Below are 20,783 nucleotides of genomic sequence, written 5' to 3'. Positions count from 1 at the left end.
CGGCAGCATGACCCGAGCAACGCGCATCACCGACCCTTCCTACGAGTTGATGGACGACCACAACGGCCTGTCCATCATCTATCGCCAACACGGCTTCCCCTGCCCGCTGGTGCGCTGGCACTTCCACAAGGAATACGAGCTGCACCTGATCGTCGCCAGCTCTGGCAAGGTGTTTATCGGTGACTACATCGGCAACTTCTACCCCGAAAGCCTGTTCCTCACCGGCCCCAACCTGCCCCATAACTGGATCAGCCAGGTGGAAGAAGACGAAGTGGTGCCCAAGCGTGACATGCTGGTGAACTTCACCGATGACCTGTTCGAGAGCGGCAGCCATATTTTTGCTGAACTCAAGAACCTCGCACCGCTGCTGGAGCGCGCGCAGTACGGCATCGAATTTCGCTGCAAAAAAACCATCACCCAGGCCATGACCTTGATGCAACACATCGAGGACGCCAAGGGCATGGCGCGCCTGGGGCAGTTTTTTATCTTGCTGGACGTGTTGAGCGTGTGCGAGGACTACCAATTGCTGTCCGGCGTAACCACGCCGCAATTGGCCGACGAGCACAGCATAGACCGCACCAACCGGGCAGTGGATTACATCTTTGCACATTACGCCCGCGAGCTGCCGCTGGAAGAAGTGGCGCAATACCTGGGGATGAAGCCGACCTACTTCTCGCGGGTGTTCAAGCAGGCGACCGGTCGCACCTTTATCGAATTCGTCAACCGGCTGCGCATCAGCAAGTCCTGCGAATTACTCGCGGACGGTGACAAGGCCGTCACGGATGTGTGCTTTGAGTCAGGCTTCAACAATATCTCCAACTTCAACCGACGCTTTCAGCAACTCAAGGGCATGACCCCTTCCCACTATCGACGGTTGGCGATGCAGCGGTTGACGGAGCAGAACCTGATGCCGGTAGACACCTCGCACTTCAGTTAAAAAACCGCAAGCTGGCCATCTGGCGAACGCTCTCACGCCTGTCCCGATCACATCCCGTAATAGCTGGGGCGGAACGCCTCCCTGTGTATGACCAAAAAGCTACAAGTCAGTTGCTGACCACGCGCTTTCTTATCGTACCCATGAGGCCCCCATGAGCATTATTGCAACGCACTCGCCCTTACCCACCCCGCCCCGAAATTTGCCTCCATCCCCTGCAACAGTGGGCGCACAAACCAGCTTGATTCGGACCCCACGCAGCCCATCGGCCGGTGTAGTGACCCTGGAAGGCCGAAACACAGCCGAGCCGTTGGTGAGTCAGGCTGACGCGGACATGGCAGATAAACTCGCCACCGCTTTGATGGAGGAGGTCAATGTACACGCTACCAGCCGTTACATGCCGTCTTCCTTCGGCACAGTCCATGACATTCCAACTCACTCAACATTCGGGCAGCTTTGGTCACAGCTGACGCACGCACTCAAAAACGAGCCGTTCGCGACGTTTGCGAAGAATAACAACATCAACATTTCAAACCTGAAACTAACGCCTTCCGGATTTCTGGATGGCACCATTAACGGCGAACGCAGCAGTTTTTCCAAATACGACGATGGCTTCGAGGAAGCCGCTGTCAACGTCTTCGAGGTTGTGCGCAAACTCTCTACGAACAACGTCCCGATTGTGTATATCGGCGAACACACCGCCACCACCCATGCCGTCGGTGCTTTTTACGCCATGAGGGTTCCGACGACGAAGGCCGAGGCACTCGAGCAAATCCGGGTGTTGCAGGATATCAAGACATTCCCATCGCTACTTGCTCCTGAAGGCAATGCTGCGCGGCCCCACCGACAGGACGTTCAGCACGTCAGGCATATGCGGGATGAAGCCATACAGAACCTTGCGCTGCAGGTCATGCTTGAGCCTGGCAAGTTCCCCCAGGCACAACGCCCGGACGTCGTGCAGCCGCCGGCGCCGCCCGGCAGCGCAGAACCGGCCACCACACCGATCGGAACCTCGAGCGCCACCACTGACCCCGTCGCAGATATTGCCCGTCGCCAGTTTGCCGGTGAGCCCAACGTTTACTCGGTGGTCGCTCGAGTGCTCAGCGACAGGCTGAAGGAAGCCTCTCCAGGGCTGGATTTCGACATCAACCAGATTGCCATTGAAACGCCCGATCCGGACAATCCCTCCAAACCCAAGCGCACACAATTGATGGCACTTGCCTTCGACTACCTGACTGGCGGTGACGCCCCAGACTTCCTCGATTCCGCCAGGGCGTTTGACACGCGTCCCGATCGACTGGCACGCACAGGCACCGCTGCCGACACTCCGCTAGACCTCGACTTTTCAGCTCTGAGCGGCGTCATGGGTGCGCTGCCAGACCGACTGAACCAGGCCTATGAGGCAAATTTGCGTGAGTACTGGGCCAAACCTGCGTTCAACACGGGCATTGATACCGGTGCCGTTTTCAGCGGCAGTCACCGGACGTTGGTCAGCCGCATTCTGAAAAGCAACCTGCAACTGGCCAGCCTTAAACAATCCGGCCTGGATGATGAACAGCGCAAGACCATCGACATGGTCGTGAGGCATCCCGAAGGCGCCACGCGCCCCGCCCCACTTGACCCCAACTCATCGGGCGCCACCGTCTACAGCCTGGCCGACGCCACACCGAACATGGTGGTTCATCGCTACCTGGCGCAAGCCAATCGCGACATCCTGCTGCTGGTGGAGCCCAGCGGCAAAATCACTCCATTCAACAGTTGGGATGAGCTCGAAAGCCTCGGCGGTCCAAAGGAAGAGATGACCGGCAACCTGTTCGATGGCCAAGCCGACGTCCTCATCAATCGGCATCTCGGCAGCAGTCTGATTTCCCCTGCCTCCCCACGTGGCCCGGACAGTTCGGTGCAGGAGCCGCCCACACTGCCCGACTGGATGAGCAACGCAGGCGAGGCCGAGCGTTTCATCATGCATGAACTCAGCCTGGGACTGGCCAGCTTCAACCAACTGAACGAAGGCCGCAGCTACAACAGCGATATCAAGGACATCCACACGTTCGCCCAGCAGCAATTCGACTTTTTGCCCAGAAGCAAAAAACTCACGGCGCACCCCGCGGCTAAACTCGAGGTGGTCTTCAAAGTCGCTTATGGGGCACAGGGTACCGCCGGGGAAATCGTCCGCCAAACCATGAGCCTGACAGACATGCTCCTCAATAACTTGTCAGGATTACCCAGCGGCCAGATTGAGGTCTTTTACAATACAGGGCTCAAGTATAAAGGCTCTGACTTCAAAGTCAGGGTGCCGGAGCTGGAGAAAGAAGGCGTACTCAAGCAGTTGGTCGACGACCTTGATATCGGCAAAACCTACCCTGACTTGCTGAGGAAAAAACTGCTTGACGACCCAACCGAAAAAGCCCGGCGCCAGGCACTGTTCGCTCAGCAGGTACCGCTGGAGCTGCAGTTCAAGGCGCTGGAACTGAGCATCAAGGCAGAGTCCGGTTTCAACACCACAGGTTTTCGCTACGTCCAGGAGCTATTCAAGCCAGGCCCTGGCCCCAGGATCGTTGATGGCCAAGAAATCGTGATCCGACCGCTGGCGTTCGATAACCGGGCCAATGGGAAAACCGATGTGGTCGAAGGCGCCTATCTGATCGAACCCAAGGACAGCACGAACGGCCCGCACATCCTGTACCGCCCCCTGATGGGCGATGCGTCGTTGATGCAGTTTCCAACCCGCCAGGCGCTGCTGGAAGCCATACAGAACAAAGGCAAGCTGCAAAACGACATCCTCGCCTGGTTGCCTGACGAACAGACCCGCAACACCTACAGTGGCAACGGTTTCAAACATCCAAACCTGGTGATATTCGGTTTAAACCTGGGCTCTGTCCCGATGAACAAAACTATTCCCTTGGCCATGGATACCCGCCTGCAACAGACGCTGCAGGCGGGAACATTGATAAACCACCTGTACGAAGCCAACGCCCGCAGCTTGATCACCTTGGCCGGACAGCAATCGACATCCGACGCACAAAGCCGCTGGGCGAGCCTCAAGGAAGGCGGTTTCCTGTTGCTCAATTCTGTCCTGCCAGTATTGCGCGGGCCCGGTGCCATGCTCGGCTTGATGATGCAGTCCCAGGGCATAATCAATGACCTGGGCGTCCTGCTCGATGATGACGCGCAAAATAAAGAGGCGGCCCTGACGGACCTGCTGGTCAACCTGACGACGTTGCTCGCCCAGTTCAAGGAGCGCTCATTGTCGGAGCCTTCAGCCGTCACCTCAAACAGGTCGGCAACCAACACCAGCGTATTGATCGACGGCGATGCACGCCTTACCCCGCCGCCACAACGCTTTCGAATGGGAGGCCCGCTGGAAAAGATCACACCTGTGGACGGTGAGATCCAGACCAATGTAGATACTTACAATCGTAAAGGTGAGGAAGTTAAACGCTTGAATATCGTCGGTCACGCGGCCAAGCCTGAAGGCGAGCAAGGAGCGATGATTGTCGGGGAGGATGAAAAACTCCTTACTGCTGAAGACGTTTATAATGAACTTGTCGCCCGTGGCATTGATATCAGGGACTATCCGGAAGTGCGTTTGCTGGTCTGTTACTCCGCCAAGGGCGGTGATAACTCACTGGCATCACAACTGCACGCGCTTACTGGCGTGCCGGTCAAGGGTTATGAAGGCTCGGTAGTCGTGGGCTACAAATCCAATGCGGACATAGATCCTGAGGATATCTACAAAACTGCCCTTGCAAAATACAAGGCAAAGTACCCAAGATTTTCTAAAGCCGACATTATCGAATTGGCAGAGATGGAGTTAAACAAACAACTGAAAGACGTTGATATATTTACCCACGTGGAAAAACAGAGTGGCAAAAAAGTAAATGTTAACTGGGGCACTATTAAAAAACCTCTTTGGGAGGAGATCGAAGTCGATTACCGGCCCAAGCGCTTCGGCTCGTCCAAGAAACGAACAAGTGCGGCCCCTGCCGAAATTCAAAGCCCCTCGAAAGAACTCAACGCCCTGGGTGAGTACAAGGATTTCAAGGATCTACCCGAGCCTGAAAAAATCAAAAACAGTATTGCCTTTACCCCCTCTGAAGACGGCCAGTATGAGTACTTCCTGGATCGACCAGCGGGCAGTAATGAAATCCGATTAAACATCATTGGGCATGGCGACAAAGGTGGAGTGACCTTCAAAAGCGAATTGAAAAATGCGCAGTCTTATTCACCCGAAGCGTTCGTTGGACTGATCGCGCCCATGCTGGAAAAAACCAGCGCTACCCAAATCAGAATGATCAGTAGTAAATCCGGCAGTACAGGTTTCGCTGAAGAGTTATCCAAACGCTTGAACGTTCCCGTGAAGGCCCCCGTCGGTACTGTCACACAGTTCGAAGTCATGAAGGACAGGTATTGGATTTTGGAAAAGCTCCCCAACCCACGTCGACCCCATGACCATGAGTGGAAAATCTTTACTCCCCCCGCCTCCGCCAGCTCGCGAGCTTTGAGGTTATGAGCCCGCGCGCAGGGCGGCGCACCCGTTGACTGAGCAGAGCCTGGCTTGAGCAAGCGCCCACCCGTCTGAACTGGTAGATGTGACAGTTCCCTGGATCACGGCGATTGTGAACTCTGGCTCTGTGAATAGTCCATTGGAGCCCCGTCATGAAGAAAACAGCCACCCCTCGTGCAATCAATGAGTTCAGCCGCTTTGAAATACCCGGAGAGACCTTCGGCTGGACCGGCGAAGGCCAGATACATATCGACAATTACGACAAACAAAGTCGCTGGTTCTCGACATCGGTCAATAGAGACTGGGGCAAAGCGCTGACCGGGGCCGCCGACGTTGAAGTGGTCATCAGGCTGCGCGGCGAACAAGCCGGTGAAACACTCATCGTCGCTCATCCGGAAGGAACAGGACGGCTCAACGACATATCAGTCGAAAAGCCAAGCCTTTATCGGTTCTACATCAGGTCCACGGCGACTGGCGAGGTGTGGGTAAGCTTCAAATTTGACTCCAACCGGAAAATGGTGATCGAGAGCATCAGCGTGCTGGGGCCCGTTCGAAAAAAAACCACTAAAGCACCCATACACCCCTGACGGTCTGTTCACCACGCAAACTGGGCGAGCAATTTGCTCAGCAGGCCAATATGGCGCAAGGCATTCTGCGCTCCGGAGCCAACGAGCCGGTCGAACTCAATGCGGTATGCCAGAACGGTAGCTGGTATGCCTATGACGCGAAAGCACAGGCAGGTTATGGGCCTGCGCTGGAAGGCTTTGTATCGGATACATCGTCAGCCGTTTGGCTGGGGAGTGCCTATAAATAGCAAATAGGCATTACCCCTCTTCGGGTGCCTGATCCGCGCTCGAAGATTCTCAGTGCAAAAAAGTATCAGTCCCAGTGCTCCCAAGGATTTGTCACCGCCGCTTTTGAAGGCTGTAATCAACGCACACTCTTCCTGACTCCTTGTAGGAAGACACAACAACAATAACCGTCCTTCTGTAGCCCCCTGGGCGCGGAAATGGAGTGCGCGATGAAGTTCACAGTAAAAACCCTGCTTGCCTGTTCTTGCATGACTGCATGCATGACCCTCAGCGCCGTCAGCCTTGGCGCGCAAACCCTGACCATTGCCACCGTCAACAACAGCGACATGATCCGCATGCAGAAGCTCTCGAAAACCTTCGAGGCCGAGCACCCGGAGATCAAGCTGAACTGGGTGGTGCTCGAAGAAAACGTGTTGCGCCAACGGCTGACTACCGACATCGCTACCCAGGGCGGGCAGTTCGATGTATTGACCATCGGCATGTACGAAGCCGCACTGTGGGGCGCCAAGGGTTGGCTGGAGCCGATGAAAGACCTGCCGGCTTTCTATGACCTTGATGACGTGTTCCCTTCGGTGCGTGACGGTTTGTCCGTCAAAGGCTCCTTGTATGCCCTGCCGTTCTACGCCGAAAGCTCGATCACCTATTACCGCACCGACCTGTTCAAGGACGCCGGGCTGAGCATGCCTGAGCACCCGACCTGGAGCCAGATCGGCGAATTCGCCGCCAAGCTCACCGACAAGTCCAAAGAACAATATGGCCTGTGCCTGCGCGGCAAAGCCGGTTGGGGTGAGAACATGGCGCTGATCACCACACTGGCCAACGGCTTCGGCGCGCGCTGGTTCGATGAGAAGTGGCAGCCGGAATTCAACGGCCCCGAGTGGAAGAACGCGCTGAATTTCTACGTCGACAACATGAAGAAATCCGGCCCGCCGGGTGCTTCCAGCAACGGCTTCAACGAGAACCTGGCACTGTTCAACAGCGGCAAGTGCGCGATCTGGGTGGATGCCAGCGTGGCGGGCTCGTTTGTTACCGACAAGAGCCAGAGCAAGGTCGCCGAGCATGTCGGCTTCACGTTTGCGCCCCACGAGAAGACCGACAAGGGCACGTCATGGCTGTATTCCTGGAGCCTGGCGATCCCGACCAGCTCCAAAGCCAAGGATGCCGCCAAGGTATTCACCAGTTGGGCCACCTCCAAGGAATACGGCCAACTTGTGGCCAAGACCGATGGCATCGCCAACGTACCACCGGGCACACGCACCTCGACCTACAGCGAGGAGTACATGAAGGCCGCGCCGTTCGCCAAGGTGACGCTGGAATCGCTGAAAGTGGCCGACCCCACCAAGCCGACCGAGAAACCGGTGCCGTATATCGGTATCCAGTTGGTGACCATTCCTGAATTCCAGGCGATTGGTACCCAGGTGGGCAAGTTCTTCTCGGGTGCGCTGACCGGTCAGCAGACCGTCGAGGCTGCATTGACCGCCGCGCAGACCACCACCGAGCGGGAAATGAAGCGGGCTGGTTACCCCAAGTAACCCCATAGCCTGTAGGAGCGAGCTTGCTCGCGAAGGTATTCCAAGCACATCGCGGTGTCGGATGTACCTTTTTCGCGAGCAAGCTCGCTCCTACAGGGCTTTTGCGCACCTGTCTCTATCTGGCCTTGATTATCATGAATACACCCACCAAAAACCGCCTGGCCAACCCCGGCTGGTTTCTCGTCAGCCCCTCGGTGGCCTTGCTGCTGCTGTGGATGATCGTGCCGCTGGGCATGACCCTGTACTTTTCGCTGATCCGCTACAACCTGCTCTACCCCGGCGAAAACCAGTTCGTGGGGCTGGAAAACTTCAGCTACTTCATCACCGACTCGGGGTTCCTGCCTGGCGCCACCAATACCCTATTGCTGGTAGGCAGCGTATTGCTGATCAGCGTGGTGTTCGGCGTGTTGATCAGTGCGTTGCTGGAGGCCAGTGAGTTCCTGGGGCGCGGCATCGTGAGGGTGATGCTGATTTCGCCGTTCTTCATCATGCCCACCGTCGGCGCGTTGATCTGGAAGAACCTGATTTTCCACCCGGTGTCGGGGATTCTCGCCGCCGTGTGGAAGTTCTTCGGCGCCGAACCGGTGGACTGGCTGGCGCATTACCCGCTGCTGTCGATCATCATCATTGTGTCGTGGCAATGGCTGCCCTTTGCGATCCTGCTGCTGATGACCGCGATGCAGTCGCTAGACCAAGAGCAAAAGGAAGCGGCACGCCTGGACGGTGCCGGCGCCATTGCGATTTTCTGGCACCTGACCCTGCCCCACCTGGCCCGCCCGATTGCCGTGGTGGTGATGATCGAAACCATTTTCCTGCTCTCGGTGTTCGCCGAAATCTTCACCACCACCAACGGTGGCCCCGGCTACGCCTCGACCAACCTCGCCTACCTGATCTACAACCAGGCGCTGGTGCAGTTCGACGTGGGCATGGCCTCCGCCGGCGGCTTGATTGCCGTGGTCATCGCCAATATCGCGGCGATCATCCTGGTGCGGATGATCGGCAAAAACCTGACTGACAAGCCTTGAGGGCCGCGCCATGACGCTTCAACAATCCCGCCGCCTGCAAAGCCTGTTGCTCGGCACGCTGGCCTGGGCCATTGCGATCCTGATTTTCTTCCCGATCTTCTGGATGGTGCTGACCAGTTTCAAGACCGAAATCGACGCCTTCGCCACGCCGCCGCAGTTCATCTTCACGCCGACGCTGGAGAACTACCTGCACATCAACGAGCGCAGCAACTACTTTGCCTACGCCTGGAACTCGGTGGTGATTTCGTTCAGCGCCACCGCCCTGTGCCTGCTGATTTCGGTACCGGCCGCCTACTCTATGGCGTTCTACGAAACCCAGCGCACCAAGGGCACGCTGCTGTGGATGCTGTCCACCAAGATGCTGCCGCCGGTGGGCGTACTGATGCCGATCTACCTGCTGGCCAAGAGCTTTGGCCTGTTGGATACGCGCATTGCGCTGATCATCATCTACACCCTGATCAACCTGCCGATTGTGGTGTGGATGGTGTACACCTACTTCAAGGACATCCCCAAGGACATCCTCGAAGCCGCCCGCCTGGACGGCGCCACCCTGTGGCAGGAAATGGTGCGCGTGCTGCTGCCAATCGCCAAGGGTGGCCTGGCGTCCACGGTACTGCTGTCGTTGATCCTGTGCTGGAACGAGGCGTTCTGGTCGCTGAACCTGACCTCCTCCAGCGCCGCGCCGTTGACCGCCTTGATCGCCTCCTACTCCAGCCCCGAAGGCTTGTTCTGGGCCAAGCTGTCCGCCGTCTCGACCCTGGCCTGCGCGCCGATCCTGATCTTTGGCTGGATCAGCCAGAAGCAGTTGGTACGCGGTTTGTCCTTTGGCGCCGTCAAATAATAATTCGAAAAGGAGGCCCATCATGGCCAACCTGAAAATCAAGAATCTGCAAAAAGGCTTCGAAGGTTTTTCCATCATCAAGGGCATCGACCTGGAAGTGAACGACAAGGAATTCGTGGTGTTCGTCGGCCCGTCGGGCTGTGGCAAATCCACCCTGCTGCGCCTGATCGCCGGCCTGGAAGAGGTCAGCGACGGCACCATCGAACTCGATGGCCGCGACATCACCGAAGTCACCCCGGCCAAGCGCGACCTGGCCATGGTGTTCCAGACCTACGCGCTGTACCCGCACATGAGCGTGCGCAAGAACATGTCGTTTGCCCTGGACCTGGCGGGTGTCGACAAGAAGCTGGTCGAGAGCAAAGTCAGCGAAGCGGCACGCATCCTTGAGCTGGGGCCTTTGCTGGAGCGCAAGCCCAAGCAACTCTCGGGTGGCCAGCGCCAGCGCGTGGCGATTGGCCGAGCGATTGTGCGTAATCCGAAGATTTTCCTGTTCGACGAACCGCTGTCCAACCTCGACGCCGCACTGCGCGTGCAGATGCGCCTGGAGCTGGCGCGCCTGCATAAAGAACTGCAAGCGACCATGATCTACGTGACCCACGACCAGGTCGAAGCCATGACCCTGGCCGACAAGGTGGTGGTGCTCAACAGTGGGCGCATCGAACAGGTCGGCTCGCCGCTGGAGCTGTACCACCAGCCAGCCAACCTGTTTGTGGCCGGTTTTCTCGGCACGCCGAAGATGGGTTTCCTCAAGGGCCAGGTCATCCGCGTCGACAGCCAAGGCTGCGAGGTGCAACTGGACGCCGGCACCCTGATCAGCCTGCCGTTGAGCGGCGCCACCCTGAGCGTGGGCAGCGCGGTAACCCTGGGCATTCGCCCGGAACATCTGGAAATCGCCGCGCCAGGGCAAACCACCCTGACCGTGACCGCTGACGTTGGCGAGCGCCTGGGCAGCGACACCTTCTGCCACGTCATCACCCGCAACGGCGAACCGCTGACCATGCGTATCCGTGGCGACATGGCCAGCCAATACGGCGAAACGCTGCAGTTGCACCTGGACCCGGCGCACTGCCATCTGTTCGACACCGATGGCGTAGCCGTGGCCCGTCCACTGCGCGCTGCCGCCTGATTCCGTGAGTATTTCCAGATGAAATTGAATAAAACCAACCTTACCCAACTGGCGCCCGAAGTGCAGGTGCCGACCTACGCGCTTGCCGATATCCGCCAGGGCATCGCGCACATTGGCGTCGGCGGTTTCCACCGTGCGCACCAGGCGTTCTACACCGATGCCCTGATGAACACCGGCGAGGGCCTGGGCTGGGGCATCTGCGGCGTCGGCCTGCGCAGTGAAGACCGCAAGGCCCGCGATGACTTGGCCGGCCAGGATTATTTGTTCACCCTGTATGAACTGGGCGACACCGACGACACGCAAGTGCGCGTGATCGGCTCGATCAGCGACATGCTGCTGGCCGAAGACGGCGCCCAGGCGCTGATCGATAAACTTGCCATCCCCCAGATCCGCATCGTCTCGCTGACCATCACCGAAGGCGGTTACTGCATCGACGACAGCAACGGCGAGTTCATGGCCCACCTGCCGCAGATCCAGCATGACCTGGCGCACCCGAGAGTGCCGAAAACCGTGTTCGGCTTTATCTGCGCTGCGCTCACCCAGCGCCGCGCCGCTGGCACCCCGGCCTTTACGGTGATGTCCTGCGATAACCTGCCTCACAACGGCGCCGTCACCCGCAAGGCCTTGCTGGCCTTCGCCGCCCTGCACGACGCGGCCCTGCATGACTGGATCAAGGCCAACGTGAGCTTCCCGAATGCCATGGTTGACCGCATCACGCCAATGACCAGCACCGCCCACCGCCTGCAACTGCACGACCAGCACGGGATCGACGATGCCTGGCCGGTGGTGTGCGAGCCGTTTGTGCAGTGGGTGCTGGAAGACAAATTCGTCAACGGCCGCCCGGCCTGGGAAAAGGTCGGCGTGCAGTTCACCGATGACGTCACGCCTTATGAAGAAATGAAGATCGGCCTGCTCAACGGCAGCCACCTGGCCCTCACGTACCTGGGGTTCCTCAAGGGCTACCGGTTCGTTCACGAGACCATGAACGACCCCCTGTTCGTGGCGTATATGCGCGCCTACATGGACCTGGACGTCACGCCGAACCTGGCGCCGGTACCTGGTATCGACCTGACCGAATACAAGCAGACCCTGGTGGATCGCTTTTCCAACCAGGCGATTGCCGACCAGTTGGAGCGCGTATGCTCCGATGGTTCATCGAAGTTTCCCAAGTTCACCGTGCCGACCATCAACCGCCTGATTGCCGACGGCCGCGACACGGACCGTGCCGCCCTGGTGGTGGCGGCCTGGGCGCTGTATTTGAAAGGCGTGGATGAAAACGGCGCGCACTACAGCATCCCGGACCCACGGGCAGCGTTCTGCCAGGAGCTGGTGAGCGATGACGCGCTGATCAGCCAGCGGTTGCTGGGGGTGGAAGAGATTTTTGGCACGGCTATTCCCAAGTCGACGGCGTTTGTGGCAGCGTTCGAACGTTGCTACGAAAGCCTGCGCGACAAAGGCGTCACAGCCACACTGCAAAACCTCCTGAACAAACCGGATTAAACATGTGGGAGCTGGCTTGCCTGCGAGAGCGGTGGTCCAGTCAACCCTGCGGTGACTGCCAGACCGCTATCGCAGGCAAGCCAGCTCCCACATTGACCGTATTTTCAATCCAACAATAAGACTGCTGAGCACTCCATCATGACCCAGCAAAACCTCTACCTCGGCATCGACTGCGGCACCCAGGGCACCAAGGCCATCGTCCTCGATGCGTCCAGCGGCAAGGTGCTGGGCCTGGGCGCCGCGGCGCACACCTTGATCAGCGGCGCCAATGGCCGTCGTGAACAACACACCCAGGAATGGCTGGACGCCTTCACCGCTGCCACCCATCGCGCCCTGCAACAGGCCGGCGTGGATGGCCAGGACATCCTCGGCATCGGCGTATCCGGCCAGCAACACGGCCTGGTGTTGCTGGATGATCAAGGCCAAGTGCTGCGCCCGGCCAAGCTGTGGTGCGACACCGAAACCACGCCAGAGAACGACCGGCTGCTGCACCATCTGGGCGGCGAACGCGGCTCTCTGGAGCGCCTGGGCGTGGCCATCGCACCAGGCTACACGGTGTCCAAGCTGCTCTGGACCCGTGAACAGCACCCGGAAGTCTTCGCGCGCATTGCCCATATCCTGCTGCCCCACGACTACCTCAACTACTGGCTCACCGGCCGCGCCTGCGCCGAGTATGGCGATGCGTCGGGTACCGGTTACTTCAACGTGCGCCGCCGGGAATGGGATGTGGCGTTGCTCCAGCACATCGACCCCAGTGGCCGCCTGCAAGCCGCTTTGCCGACACTGATCGAGGCCGACCAAGCGGTGGGCACGATCCTCCCGGCCATTGCCGAGCGCCTGGGCATCAACCCCGACGCGGTGGTGTCCAGTGGTGGCGGTGACAATATGATGGGCGCCATTGGCACCGGCAATATCGCCCCCGGCGTGATCACCATGAGCCTGGGCTCGTCGGGCACCGTGTATGCCTTTGCCGACCAGCCAAACGTCAGCCCCCAAGCCTCGGTGGCGACCTTCTGCTCCTCCAGCGGCGGTTGGCTGCCGCTGATCTGCACCATGAATCTGACTAACGCCACCGGGGTGATTCGCGAGCTGTTCGAACTGGACCTCGACACCTTCAACGCCCTGGTCGAACAGGCACCCATCGGCGCCGATGGCGTGAGCATGCTGCCGTTCCTCAACGGCGAACGCGTACCCGCCCTGCCCCACGCCACCGGCAGCCTGCAGGGCCTGACCATGACCAACCTGACCCGCGCCAACCTGTGCCGCGCGGTGGTCGAAGGCACCACCTTCGGCCTGCGTTATGGCCTGGACCTGCTGCGCCAGACCGGCCTGCAAAGCCAGAGCATCCGCCTGATCGGTGGCGGCTCGAAAAGCCCGCTGTGGCGGCAGATGGTCGCCGATATCATGCACACCGAAGTGGTGTGTACCGAACAGAGCGAGGCTGCCGCCCTGGGCGCGGCGATCCAGGCGGCGTGGTGCCAGAGCGGCGAACCGCTGGCCAGCCTGTGCGACAAATGCGTGAGCATTGACCCGGCCAGCCGCACCTTACCCGTGGCCGCCAATGTCAGTGCCTATCAACAGGCGTATCAGCGTTATCAACAGCACGTGGCAACCCTTTAAGAGCGAGCAACTATGTATCTGGTGTGTGGTGAAGCGCTGTTTGATTTCTTCAGCGAGGAGGATGCCAGCGGGCAGGCCGCCAAGCTCAATTACAAGGCGATTGCCGGTGGCTCGCCGTTCAACGTCGCGGTGGGTTTGCGCCGCCTGGGGATCGAGTCGGGGTTCTTCGCCGGCCTGTCCACCGATTACCTTGGACGGCGCTTGCAGCAAGTACTGAAAGACGAAGGTATCAGCGAACGCTTTCTGGTTGAGTTCGACGCGCCGACCACCCTGGCGATGGTAGCCGTGGGCGCCAATGGCTCGCCGCAGTACAGCTTTCGCGGCGAAGGGTGTGCCGACCGGCAATTGCAACTGACCCACTTGCCACCTTTGGGCGACGAGATTCGCGGGCTGCATGTGGGCTCGTTTTCGCTGGTGGTGCAACCGGTTGGTGACACACTGCTCAGCCTGGTCAAGCGTGAAAGCGGCAAGCGCTTGATCAGCCTCGACCCCAACGTGCGCCTTAACCCGCAGCCCGATATTCACCTGTGGCGCGCACGCGTCGCAGAGCTGGTGCAGCACGCCGACCTGATCAAGGTCAGCGACGAAGACCTGCACCTGCTCTACCCCGACCAGACACCGGAAAGCGTGCTGCAAGGTTGGCTACACCACCGCTGCCAACTGGTGTTCCTCACCCGTGGTGGCGACGGTGCATCGGTGTACAGCCGCCAACATGGCACCTGGTCGCAACCTGCGGTCAAGGTGGTGATGGCCGATACGGTGGGCGCTGGTGATACCTTCCAGGCGGCGCTGATTGCGTGGCTCACGGAACAGCAGTTGGATTCGGTTGAGGGGCTGCAAAGCCTCAGTCGCGAGCAGATCGACGCCATGCTGGGCTTCGCGATTCGGGCTGCCGCACTGACCTGCGGCAAGACCGGCCCAGACCTGCCCTATCGTCAACAACTGGCTTGAGCTGAGCGGCCAAAACTCAAAGTGCCATCACGCAGGCCACGTATTCCGTGGCCTGCGCGCCATGCATAAAAAATTGCGCTACTGGAAAACTGTGCTAAACCCAAAAACAGGAGCAGTTATTACAACAAACCCAGGACACACCCATGCAAAAGCCCAGTGGTTTCTCGACCCGGGCCGTTTTAGCTGTCGGCCTCATCTCACTGCAGTACATGATCCCTCAACCCTCTCATGCCGCCTGCGTTCTCACCCCGGGAACCGGTAACGATACCTATACGTGCGACAGCGGCAGCAGTCCCGGCCTTACCGACCTTTCCGGGGATAACCATCTGACCCTCCCCGCAGGCGGCACCGGCACCATCAACGGTAATGTCACCTTTGGCCCTGGCGTGGATACGGTGCGCATAGAGTCCGGGCAGATCACCGGCGCGGTGCAACAAGGGGCTGGCATCGATGACTTCGTCATGCTCGGAGGGCAAATACAGGCGCTGTTCCAGGGCGATGGGCTCGACACCTTCAGGATGGAGGGAGGTACCATCGTCGATGCCTTTGAGGACGGCGATGTGGCCTACCAGAGCGGTGGCACCATTGGCCGAGTGAATATGAAGCTGGACAAGAACCTTTATGACATGTCCGGAGGCGCCATCCTGGGCAACCTGGTCACCGGTTTTGATACTGACACCATCATCATTTCCGCTGGCAGCATCGGCGGCAATATCAGCACCAGCGGTGGTGACGACAGCATTACCGTGAGTGGCGGCGTGATCAGTGGTGAGATCCGTGCCAGCGTCGGCAACGACACTTTCCGGTGGCTTGACGGTGGGCAGATCAAGTCCTCGGTGTTGATGGGCGATGGTGACGACACCGCCCTGCTGCGCGGTTTGAATGAAAGCCTGCTGGCCACCACACCCTCCGTCGATGGTGGCCTGGGCAACGATCAATTGACCTTCGACACAACGACATCCAGCACTGCGGCCCGCTATATCGGCTGGGAGACCGTCAACCTCACCAACCACTCACGCCTGAATCTGGCCGGGGATTTTTTCCTCGGTGACAGTGGCAGCAATACCGGCACGTTCAACATCGACGGCAGCAGTGCCCTGGCCGTGACCCAAGGCAGCATCCGCCCCTACACCGCCGGACAACTGGCGACGCTCAACAACGCCGGCACTGTCGACATGACCACCGACAACAGCGCGACCAGCGTATTGACGGTGCATGGCAACTACGTGGGCAACAACGGCCAGTTGCACCTGCAGACCGTACTGGGCGACGAAAACTCTGCCACCGACAAGCTGGTAGTGTCCGACGGCAACATCAGCGGTCACACCCAATTGAGCGTCAGCAACCTCGGCGGTATCGGCGGGCTGACCCAGAACAACGGTGTCGAAGTGGTCCAGGCACTCAACGGCGCCGTCAGCACCAACGATGCGTTCGCCTTGAAGGGCTCGGTCTCCGCCGGAGCTTATGAATACCTGCTGTTCAAGGGCGGCACCACCGCCAATACAGAAAACAGCTGGTTCCTTCGTTCCTCGGTGGTGGCCGTACAACCGCCTGCGGTCCCACCCGTACCGCCGACACCGCCCGTGGTGGTGCCGGTGCCGCCGATACCCGCCACTCCACCTGTAGTGGATTCGGATGAACCTTCTGTGGAACCACCCACTGCGCAACCGCAGCCCCCGATCGAGCCTGCCGCGCCACCGCCCAGCCAAGTCGCCGCGGCCACGTCGCCGCAATCGGCGGCGAGTAACCCTGTGCTTCCTACCGCCGTGGCAGGTGCCGCGCCGATTCCACTGTATCGCCTGGAAGTTCCGGTCTACTCCGTAGACATCCCCGCTGCGCAACTGATGACGTTGCAGGCTCTGGGCACCTTCCATGAACGCCAGGGCGAGCAAAGCCTGCTGACCGAGACCGGTGCAGTGCCGGCAGGTTGGGGCCGCGCCTATGGCAGTGATTTCAACAAAAGCTGGTCGGGCACCGTGGCGCCGAATTTTGACGGCACGGTCAAGGGCTATCAGGTTGGCCATGACCTTTACGCCGCCGAAACCAGCGGCGGGCAGACGCAACGCCTTGGCCTCTTTATCGGCCAGAGCCGCCTGCGCGGCGACGTGAAGGGCTTTGCAATGGGCTGGCAGAACCATCGCTCCGGGCGGGTCAAACTCGACGGCGACAACTTCGGCGCTTACTGGACACTCACCGATCCGACCGGCTGGTACGTCGACCTGGTGGCCATGGGTACCCGCCTGGATGGCGACAACAAGTCCGACCGAGGGGTGAAGATGGATACCAAGGGCCACGCCTTGGCGTTATCCGCCGAGGCCGGCTACCCGTTCAGGCTGTCCGAGCATTGGGAGATGGAACCTCAGGCCCAAGTCATCGGCCAGAAGATCGATCTGGACAGTCAGCACGATGGCATTTCCAAGGTCTCTTTCGACTCCCAGGAGTATTGGACCGGCCGCATCGGCGCACGCCTCAAGGGCCGCTATCTGGTCAGCAACACACCCGTGGAGCCGTACCTACGGGCGAATGTCTGGCACACCTTCGGCGGTAGCGACACGGTGACGTTCGACAAGGTGGACCGGATCAAGAGCGATCACAAGTCCTCCACGGCTGATATTGGTGTCGGTGTTGTAGCTCAATTGTCATCCGCGTTCAGCGTTTATATGGAGGGTAACTATGGCACCCAACTGGACGACAACAACTTTGAGGGTGTCAGTGGCAATCTCGGCGTAAGAGTGCGCTGGTAAACAGGAAGGACGTCAACATTGGGCCTGGCAACTACCAGGCCCATGGGGTCAACTTACACTCAAGCATCCGCTAGTAATAACCGCGCGCGCCGGCTCGTTGCAGTACCGGTGCGTGGCTTTGCTTGAGGTCCTCACGCAACCCGGTGATCAGGTTGCAAATCGCTCGACTGCTGTCGAGCTTGTCAGGGTGTATACCTTTGACTTCCAAATCCACCCGGTCCCGGTCGCGGTCGTCGTAGACCTTGATCGTCAACGAGGCATCTTCGGCTTTGGTGCATTCGCACCGTTTAGGCAGGAAACTTCCTTCAATGATGCTGCGAAGCTCTAGTTCTGAAAGCATGGCTAACCTCTCCTTTTTTGAGACTGCCAACAGTTATATGTATCCGACAGGCACTTGCCTGCCACGTCTTGCCAACCCTGGAAGACGCTTTCAATCAGTAAGCCTACTCGGCAAAAACTGTGGTGGTTGTAACCTTTCCTCATAAGCAAACCGCTTGCTCATATTAAAGAAGACAACCTGTTTGGCATCATCGTCGAACTACATCGATTAAACGTTTAACCCGCAGCGTGGGGACCGGCGTTTATGTGGAAATCCTTTTTTCGGCAACATATCGCAACCAATCAACCCATCACCGTTCAGCCGAAGGAGGCTTGCGATAAACATACGAAACATATACGATTCGTATATCAATTAAACACAGTGAACCTTATGGGCATCGTCAAGATCACCGATCAGCTGCACGAACAACTGCGCCTGGCCAGCGCCGCCATGGACCGCTCCATCAACGCCCAAGCCGAGTTCTGGATCAAGATCGGCCTGCTCGCCGAACTCAACCCGCACCTGCCCTACAACGAGCTGATCAACAAGTTGTTGCTGGACAAACCCGACCTGATCCGGGGGCGCAGCTGATGATCAAGACTCCCGCACAATTGGCCATAATGCGTGAAGCCGGGCGTCTGTTGACGCAAGTCTTCGACATGCTCGACGGCTTCGTCGCCGCCGGCCGCTCTACCCTGGAGCTGGACAGCGCCGTCGAAGCCTTCATCCGTAACGACCTCAAGGCCCGCCCTGCCAGCCTGGGGCAGTACGACTACCCCTTCTGCATCAACACCTCGATCAACGAAGTGGTGTGCCACGGCATGCCCAGCGCCAAGCAAATCCTCAAGGACGGCGACATCATCAACATCGACATCACCCTGGAAAAAGGCGGCTTCATCGCCGACTCCAGCAAGATGTACATGATCGGCAACGTGACGCCCAAGGCCAGGCGCCTGGTGGACATGACCTTCGAGGCGATGTGGGCCGGCATCCGCCAGGTCAAGCCGGGCGCGCGCCTGGGCGATATCGGCCATGCCATCCAGAGCCACGCGCAAGCCAACGGCTACAGCGTGGTGCGCGAATACTGCGGCCACGGCATCGGCCGGCAAATGCACGAAGAACCGCAAATTCTGCACTTCGGCCGGCCTGGCACCGGCCTGGAACTGCGCGAAGGCATGGTGTTTACCATCGAACCGATGCTTAACCAGGGCAGCGCCAAAACCCGCAGCCTGAAAGACGGCTGGACGGTGGTCACCAAGGACAACAGCCTATCGGCGCAATGGGAACATACCGTGGCGGTGACGGCGGACGGGTTTGAAGTGCTGACCTTGCAAACCCCTCAAAACCTTCACACCCTGTAGGAGCGAGCTTGCTCGCGAAGGCCTCAAGGACTACGCGTTAAACCAGGCTACCCACTTCTTCGTTGACGTTTTTCGCGAGCGAGCTCGCTCCTACAGTGGCCTTGGCTTCAAGCTCGCGCACCAGCGGCAATACACGTTTGCCGAAATACTCCACTTCTTCCTGGAAGTGCAGAAAGCCTGCCAGCACCAAGTCCACACCTACGGCCTTGAGTGCCACGATGCGCTCGGCGATCTGCTGCGGCGTGCCGATCAGGTTGGTCTTGAAGCCATCGTTGTATTGCACCAGGTCCTCAAAGCTGGACTTGGCCCAGTTCCCCTCGCCCTCCGGCGACGCCTTGCCCGCTTGCCTGGCCGCGTCACCAAAGGCGTTGACCGCCTCCGGGTCGGCTTGGTCGATGATCTGCGCCAGCACCGCCCGAGCCTCCTCTTCCGTGTCGCGGGCGATCACAAAGGCGTTCACGCCCACCTTCACCGAATGGTGGTTGGCAGCGGCCTTGGCACGAATATCATCGACCTGGGCCTTGACGCCTTCAGGCGTGTTGCCATTGGTGAAATACCAATCCGACACCCGCGCCGCCATGTCCCGAGCCGCCCGCGAACTGCCACCCTGGAAGATTTCCGGCTGGCCCAGGGGTTTGGGCTTGAGGGTGTATTGGTTGAACCGATAGAAATCGCCCTTGAAGGTGAAATCGTCCTGGGTCCAGATGCCTTTGAGAGCACGGATAAACTCTTCGGAACGCCGATAGCGCTCATCATGCTCCAACCAATGCTCGCCAATGGCCTGGAACTCGCCCTTGAACCAGCCACTGACGATATTCACCGCAATACGGCCATTGGTCAGTTGGTCGATGGTCGCCAATTGCTTGGCCGCCAACGCCGGTTGCCACGGCCCGGGCAGGATCGCCGCGATGACCTTGAGGGTGGTGGTCGCCGCCAGCAACGCATGGCTGAACGCCACAGACTCATGCTGGTTCTCGGCGCCGTAGCCTGCGGTGAAGCGAATCTGCGTCAAGCCATATTCAAAGCCCGCCGCCTCCGCCAGTTGCGCCAGTTTGCGGTTGTAATCAATACCCCAGTGGGTGCGTTGTTCAATCTTGCTGACGACCAACCCACCGCTGACGTTGGGCACCCAATAGGCAAATTTCACGGCTTGCTGACTCATCGGACGGTACCTCGTACAGGGGATTTACAAGGGCTTACGCAGCAAGCGTGCCAGGGGCAGGCAAATGCCCGTAGCCTGGGGGTTGCGGAAAAAAGGGGGATTGAAGCGATGGCTTGCCAGTGTCTGGGATCGCAGCAGTTTGTGGATCTGCTGTTGCTGGAGCAACAGTGGCGACCGGCGCCGTCAAACGTATCCACGATGCGAAGCGAGTCGCTCTTGCTCTTGCTCTTGCTCTTGCTCTGCTTTTGATCTTGATCTTAGGCGCCCCATCAAACCACGCTGGCCGGAATTCGACAGGGATTTGGGGGGTAAACCGGCAGGGATGCCGGTTTAGCCGCCCCGCGCCATG

At 59.2% G+C, this 20,783-nt stretch carries 15 protein-coding genes; 13 read left to right on the top strand and 2 right to left on the bottom strand.

Annotated features, from left to right (window positions below; genetic code table 11):
- Positions 1-7 precede the first annotated feature (7 nt).
- The 11 genes from ACTJLA_RS18895 to ACTJLA_RS18845 all read left to right on the top strand — a co-directional run bounded on the left by ACTJLA_RS18895 (position 8) and on the right by ACTJLA_RS18845 (position 17,592).
- Positions 8-937: an AraC family transcriptional regulator gene (locus tag ACTJLA_RS18895; RefSeq protein ID WP_034127646.1), complete on the top strand. Its 930-nt coding sequence runs from the start codon at positions 8-10 to the stop codon at positions 935-937.
- Positions 938-1,268: 331 nt separating this feature from the next.
- Complete coding sequence (locus ACTJLA_RS18890; protein ID WP_440841856.1) at positions 1,269-5,447, top strand: dermonecrotic toxin domain-containing protein; 4,179 nt, start codon at positions 1,269-1,271, stop codon at positions 5,445-5,447.
- A 146-nt stretch (positions 5,448-5,593) separates the two neighbouring features.
- Positions 5,594-6,028 carry a hypothetical protein gene (locus tag ACTJLA_RS18885; protein WP_198791046.1) on the top strand — a complete coding sequence of 145 codons (435 nt, stop codon included), beginning with the start codon at positions 5,594-5,596 and terminating at the stop codon, positions 6,026-6,028.
- A 434-nt stretch (positions 6,029-6,462) separates the two neighbouring features.
- Complete coding sequence (locus tag ACTJLA_RS18880; RefSeq protein ID WP_440841854.1) at positions 6,463-7,785, top strand: ABC transporter substrate-binding protein; 1,323 nt, start codon at positions 6,463-6,465, stop codon at positions 7,783-7,785.
- A 134-nt stretch (positions 7,786-7,919) separates the two neighbouring features.
- On the top strand, positions 7,920-8,810 hold the full coding sequence (locus ACTJLA_RS18875) for a carbohydrate ABC transporter permease (protein WP_014718700.1): 891 nt from the start codon (positions 7,920-7,922) through the stop codon (positions 8,808-8,810).
- A 10-nt stretch (positions 8,811-8,820) separates the two neighbouring features.
- The gene (locus ACTJLA_RS18870) at positions 8,821-9,651 is read left to right on the top strand and encodes a carbohydrate ABC transporter permease (protein ID WP_005788583.1); all 831 of its coding nucleotides are present in this window, start codon (positions 8,821-8,823) and stop codon (positions 9,649-9,651) included.
- Between the two features lie 22 nt (positions 9,652-9,673).
- Positions 9,674-10,777: an ABC transporter ATP-binding protein gene (locus tag ACTJLA_RS18865; RefSeq protein WP_072447853.1), complete on the top strand. Its 1,104-nt coding sequence runs from the start codon at positions 9,674-9,676 to the stop codon at positions 10,775-10,777.
- Positions 10,778-10,795: 18 nt separating this feature from the next.
- The gene (locus tag ACTJLA_RS18860; protein WP_314543911.1) at positions 10,796-12,277 is read left to right on the top strand and encodes a mannitol dehydrogenase family protein; all 1,482 of its coding nucleotides are present in this window, start codon (positions 10,796-10,798) and stop codon (positions 12,275-12,277) included.
- 138 nt (positions 12,278-12,415) lie between these two features.
- A complete protein-coding gene (gene xylB, locus ACTJLA_RS18855; protein WP_089042609.1) occupies positions 12,416-13,897 on the top strand; it encodes a xylulokinase in 1,482 nt (493 codons plus the stop codon).
- A 12-nt stretch (positions 13,898-13,909) separates the two neighbouring features.
- Positions 13,910-14,848: a carbohydrate kinase family protein gene (locus ACTJLA_RS18850; RefSeq protein WP_054897456.1), complete on the top strand. Its 939-nt coding sequence runs from the start codon at positions 13,910-13,912 to the stop codon at positions 14,846-14,848.
- Positions 14,849-14,991: 143 nt separating this feature from the next.
- On the top strand, positions 14,992-17,592 hold the full coding sequence (locus tag ACTJLA_RS18845; protein ID WP_259039078.1) for an autotransporter family protein: 2,601 nt from the start codon (positions 14,992-14,994) through the stop codon (positions 17,590-17,592).
- Positions 17,593-17,662: 70 nt separating this feature from the next.
- Here ACTJLA_RS18845 and ACTJLA_RS18840 read toward each other — a convergent pair whose 3' ends face one another.
- The gene (locus ACTJLA_RS18840) at positions 17,663-17,932 is read right to left on the bottom strand and encodes a DUF1652 domain-containing protein (RefSeq protein ID WP_054897458.1); all 270 of its coding nucleotides are present in this window, start codon (positions 17,930-17,932) and stop codon (positions 17,663-17,665) included.
- A 369-nt stretch (positions 17,933-18,301) separates the two neighbouring features.
- Between ACTJLA_RS18840 and ACTJLA_RS18835 the strand changes: the two genes are divergently transcribed.
- On the top strand, positions 18,302-18,502 hold the full coding sequence (locus tag ACTJLA_RS18835) for a ParD-like family protein (protein ID WP_003190946.1): 201 nt from the start codon (positions 18,302-18,304) through the stop codon (positions 18,500-18,502).
- On the top strand, positions 18,502-19,272 hold the full coding sequence (gene map / locus ACTJLA_RS18830; RefSeq protein ID WP_313043269.1) for a type I methionyl aminopeptidase: 771 nt from the start codon (positions 18,502-18,504) through the stop codon (positions 19,270-19,272). The genes ACTJLA_RS18835 and map overlap by 1 nt, the downstream gene beginning before the upstream one ends.
- Positions 19,273-19,309: 37 nt before the next feature.
- Here map and sfnG read toward each other — a convergent pair whose 3' ends face one another.
- Positions 19,310-20,434, bottom strand: a complete 1,125-nt coding sequence (sfnG, locus tag ACTJLA_RS18825) for a dimethylsulfone monooxygenase SfnG (RefSeq protein WP_314543926.1) — start codon at positions 20,432-20,434, stop codon at positions 19,310-19,312.
- Positions 20,435-20,783 lie beyond the last annotated feature (349 nt).

The sequence above is a fragment of the Pseudomonas sp. 22072 genome (assembly GCF_052046095.1).
Lineage (GTDB): Bacteria > Pseudomonadota > Gammaproteobacteria > Pseudomonadales > Pseudomonadaceae > Aquipseudomonas > Aquipseudomonas paracarnis.
This window is presented reverse-complemented; position numbering and strand designations above follow the sequence as displayed.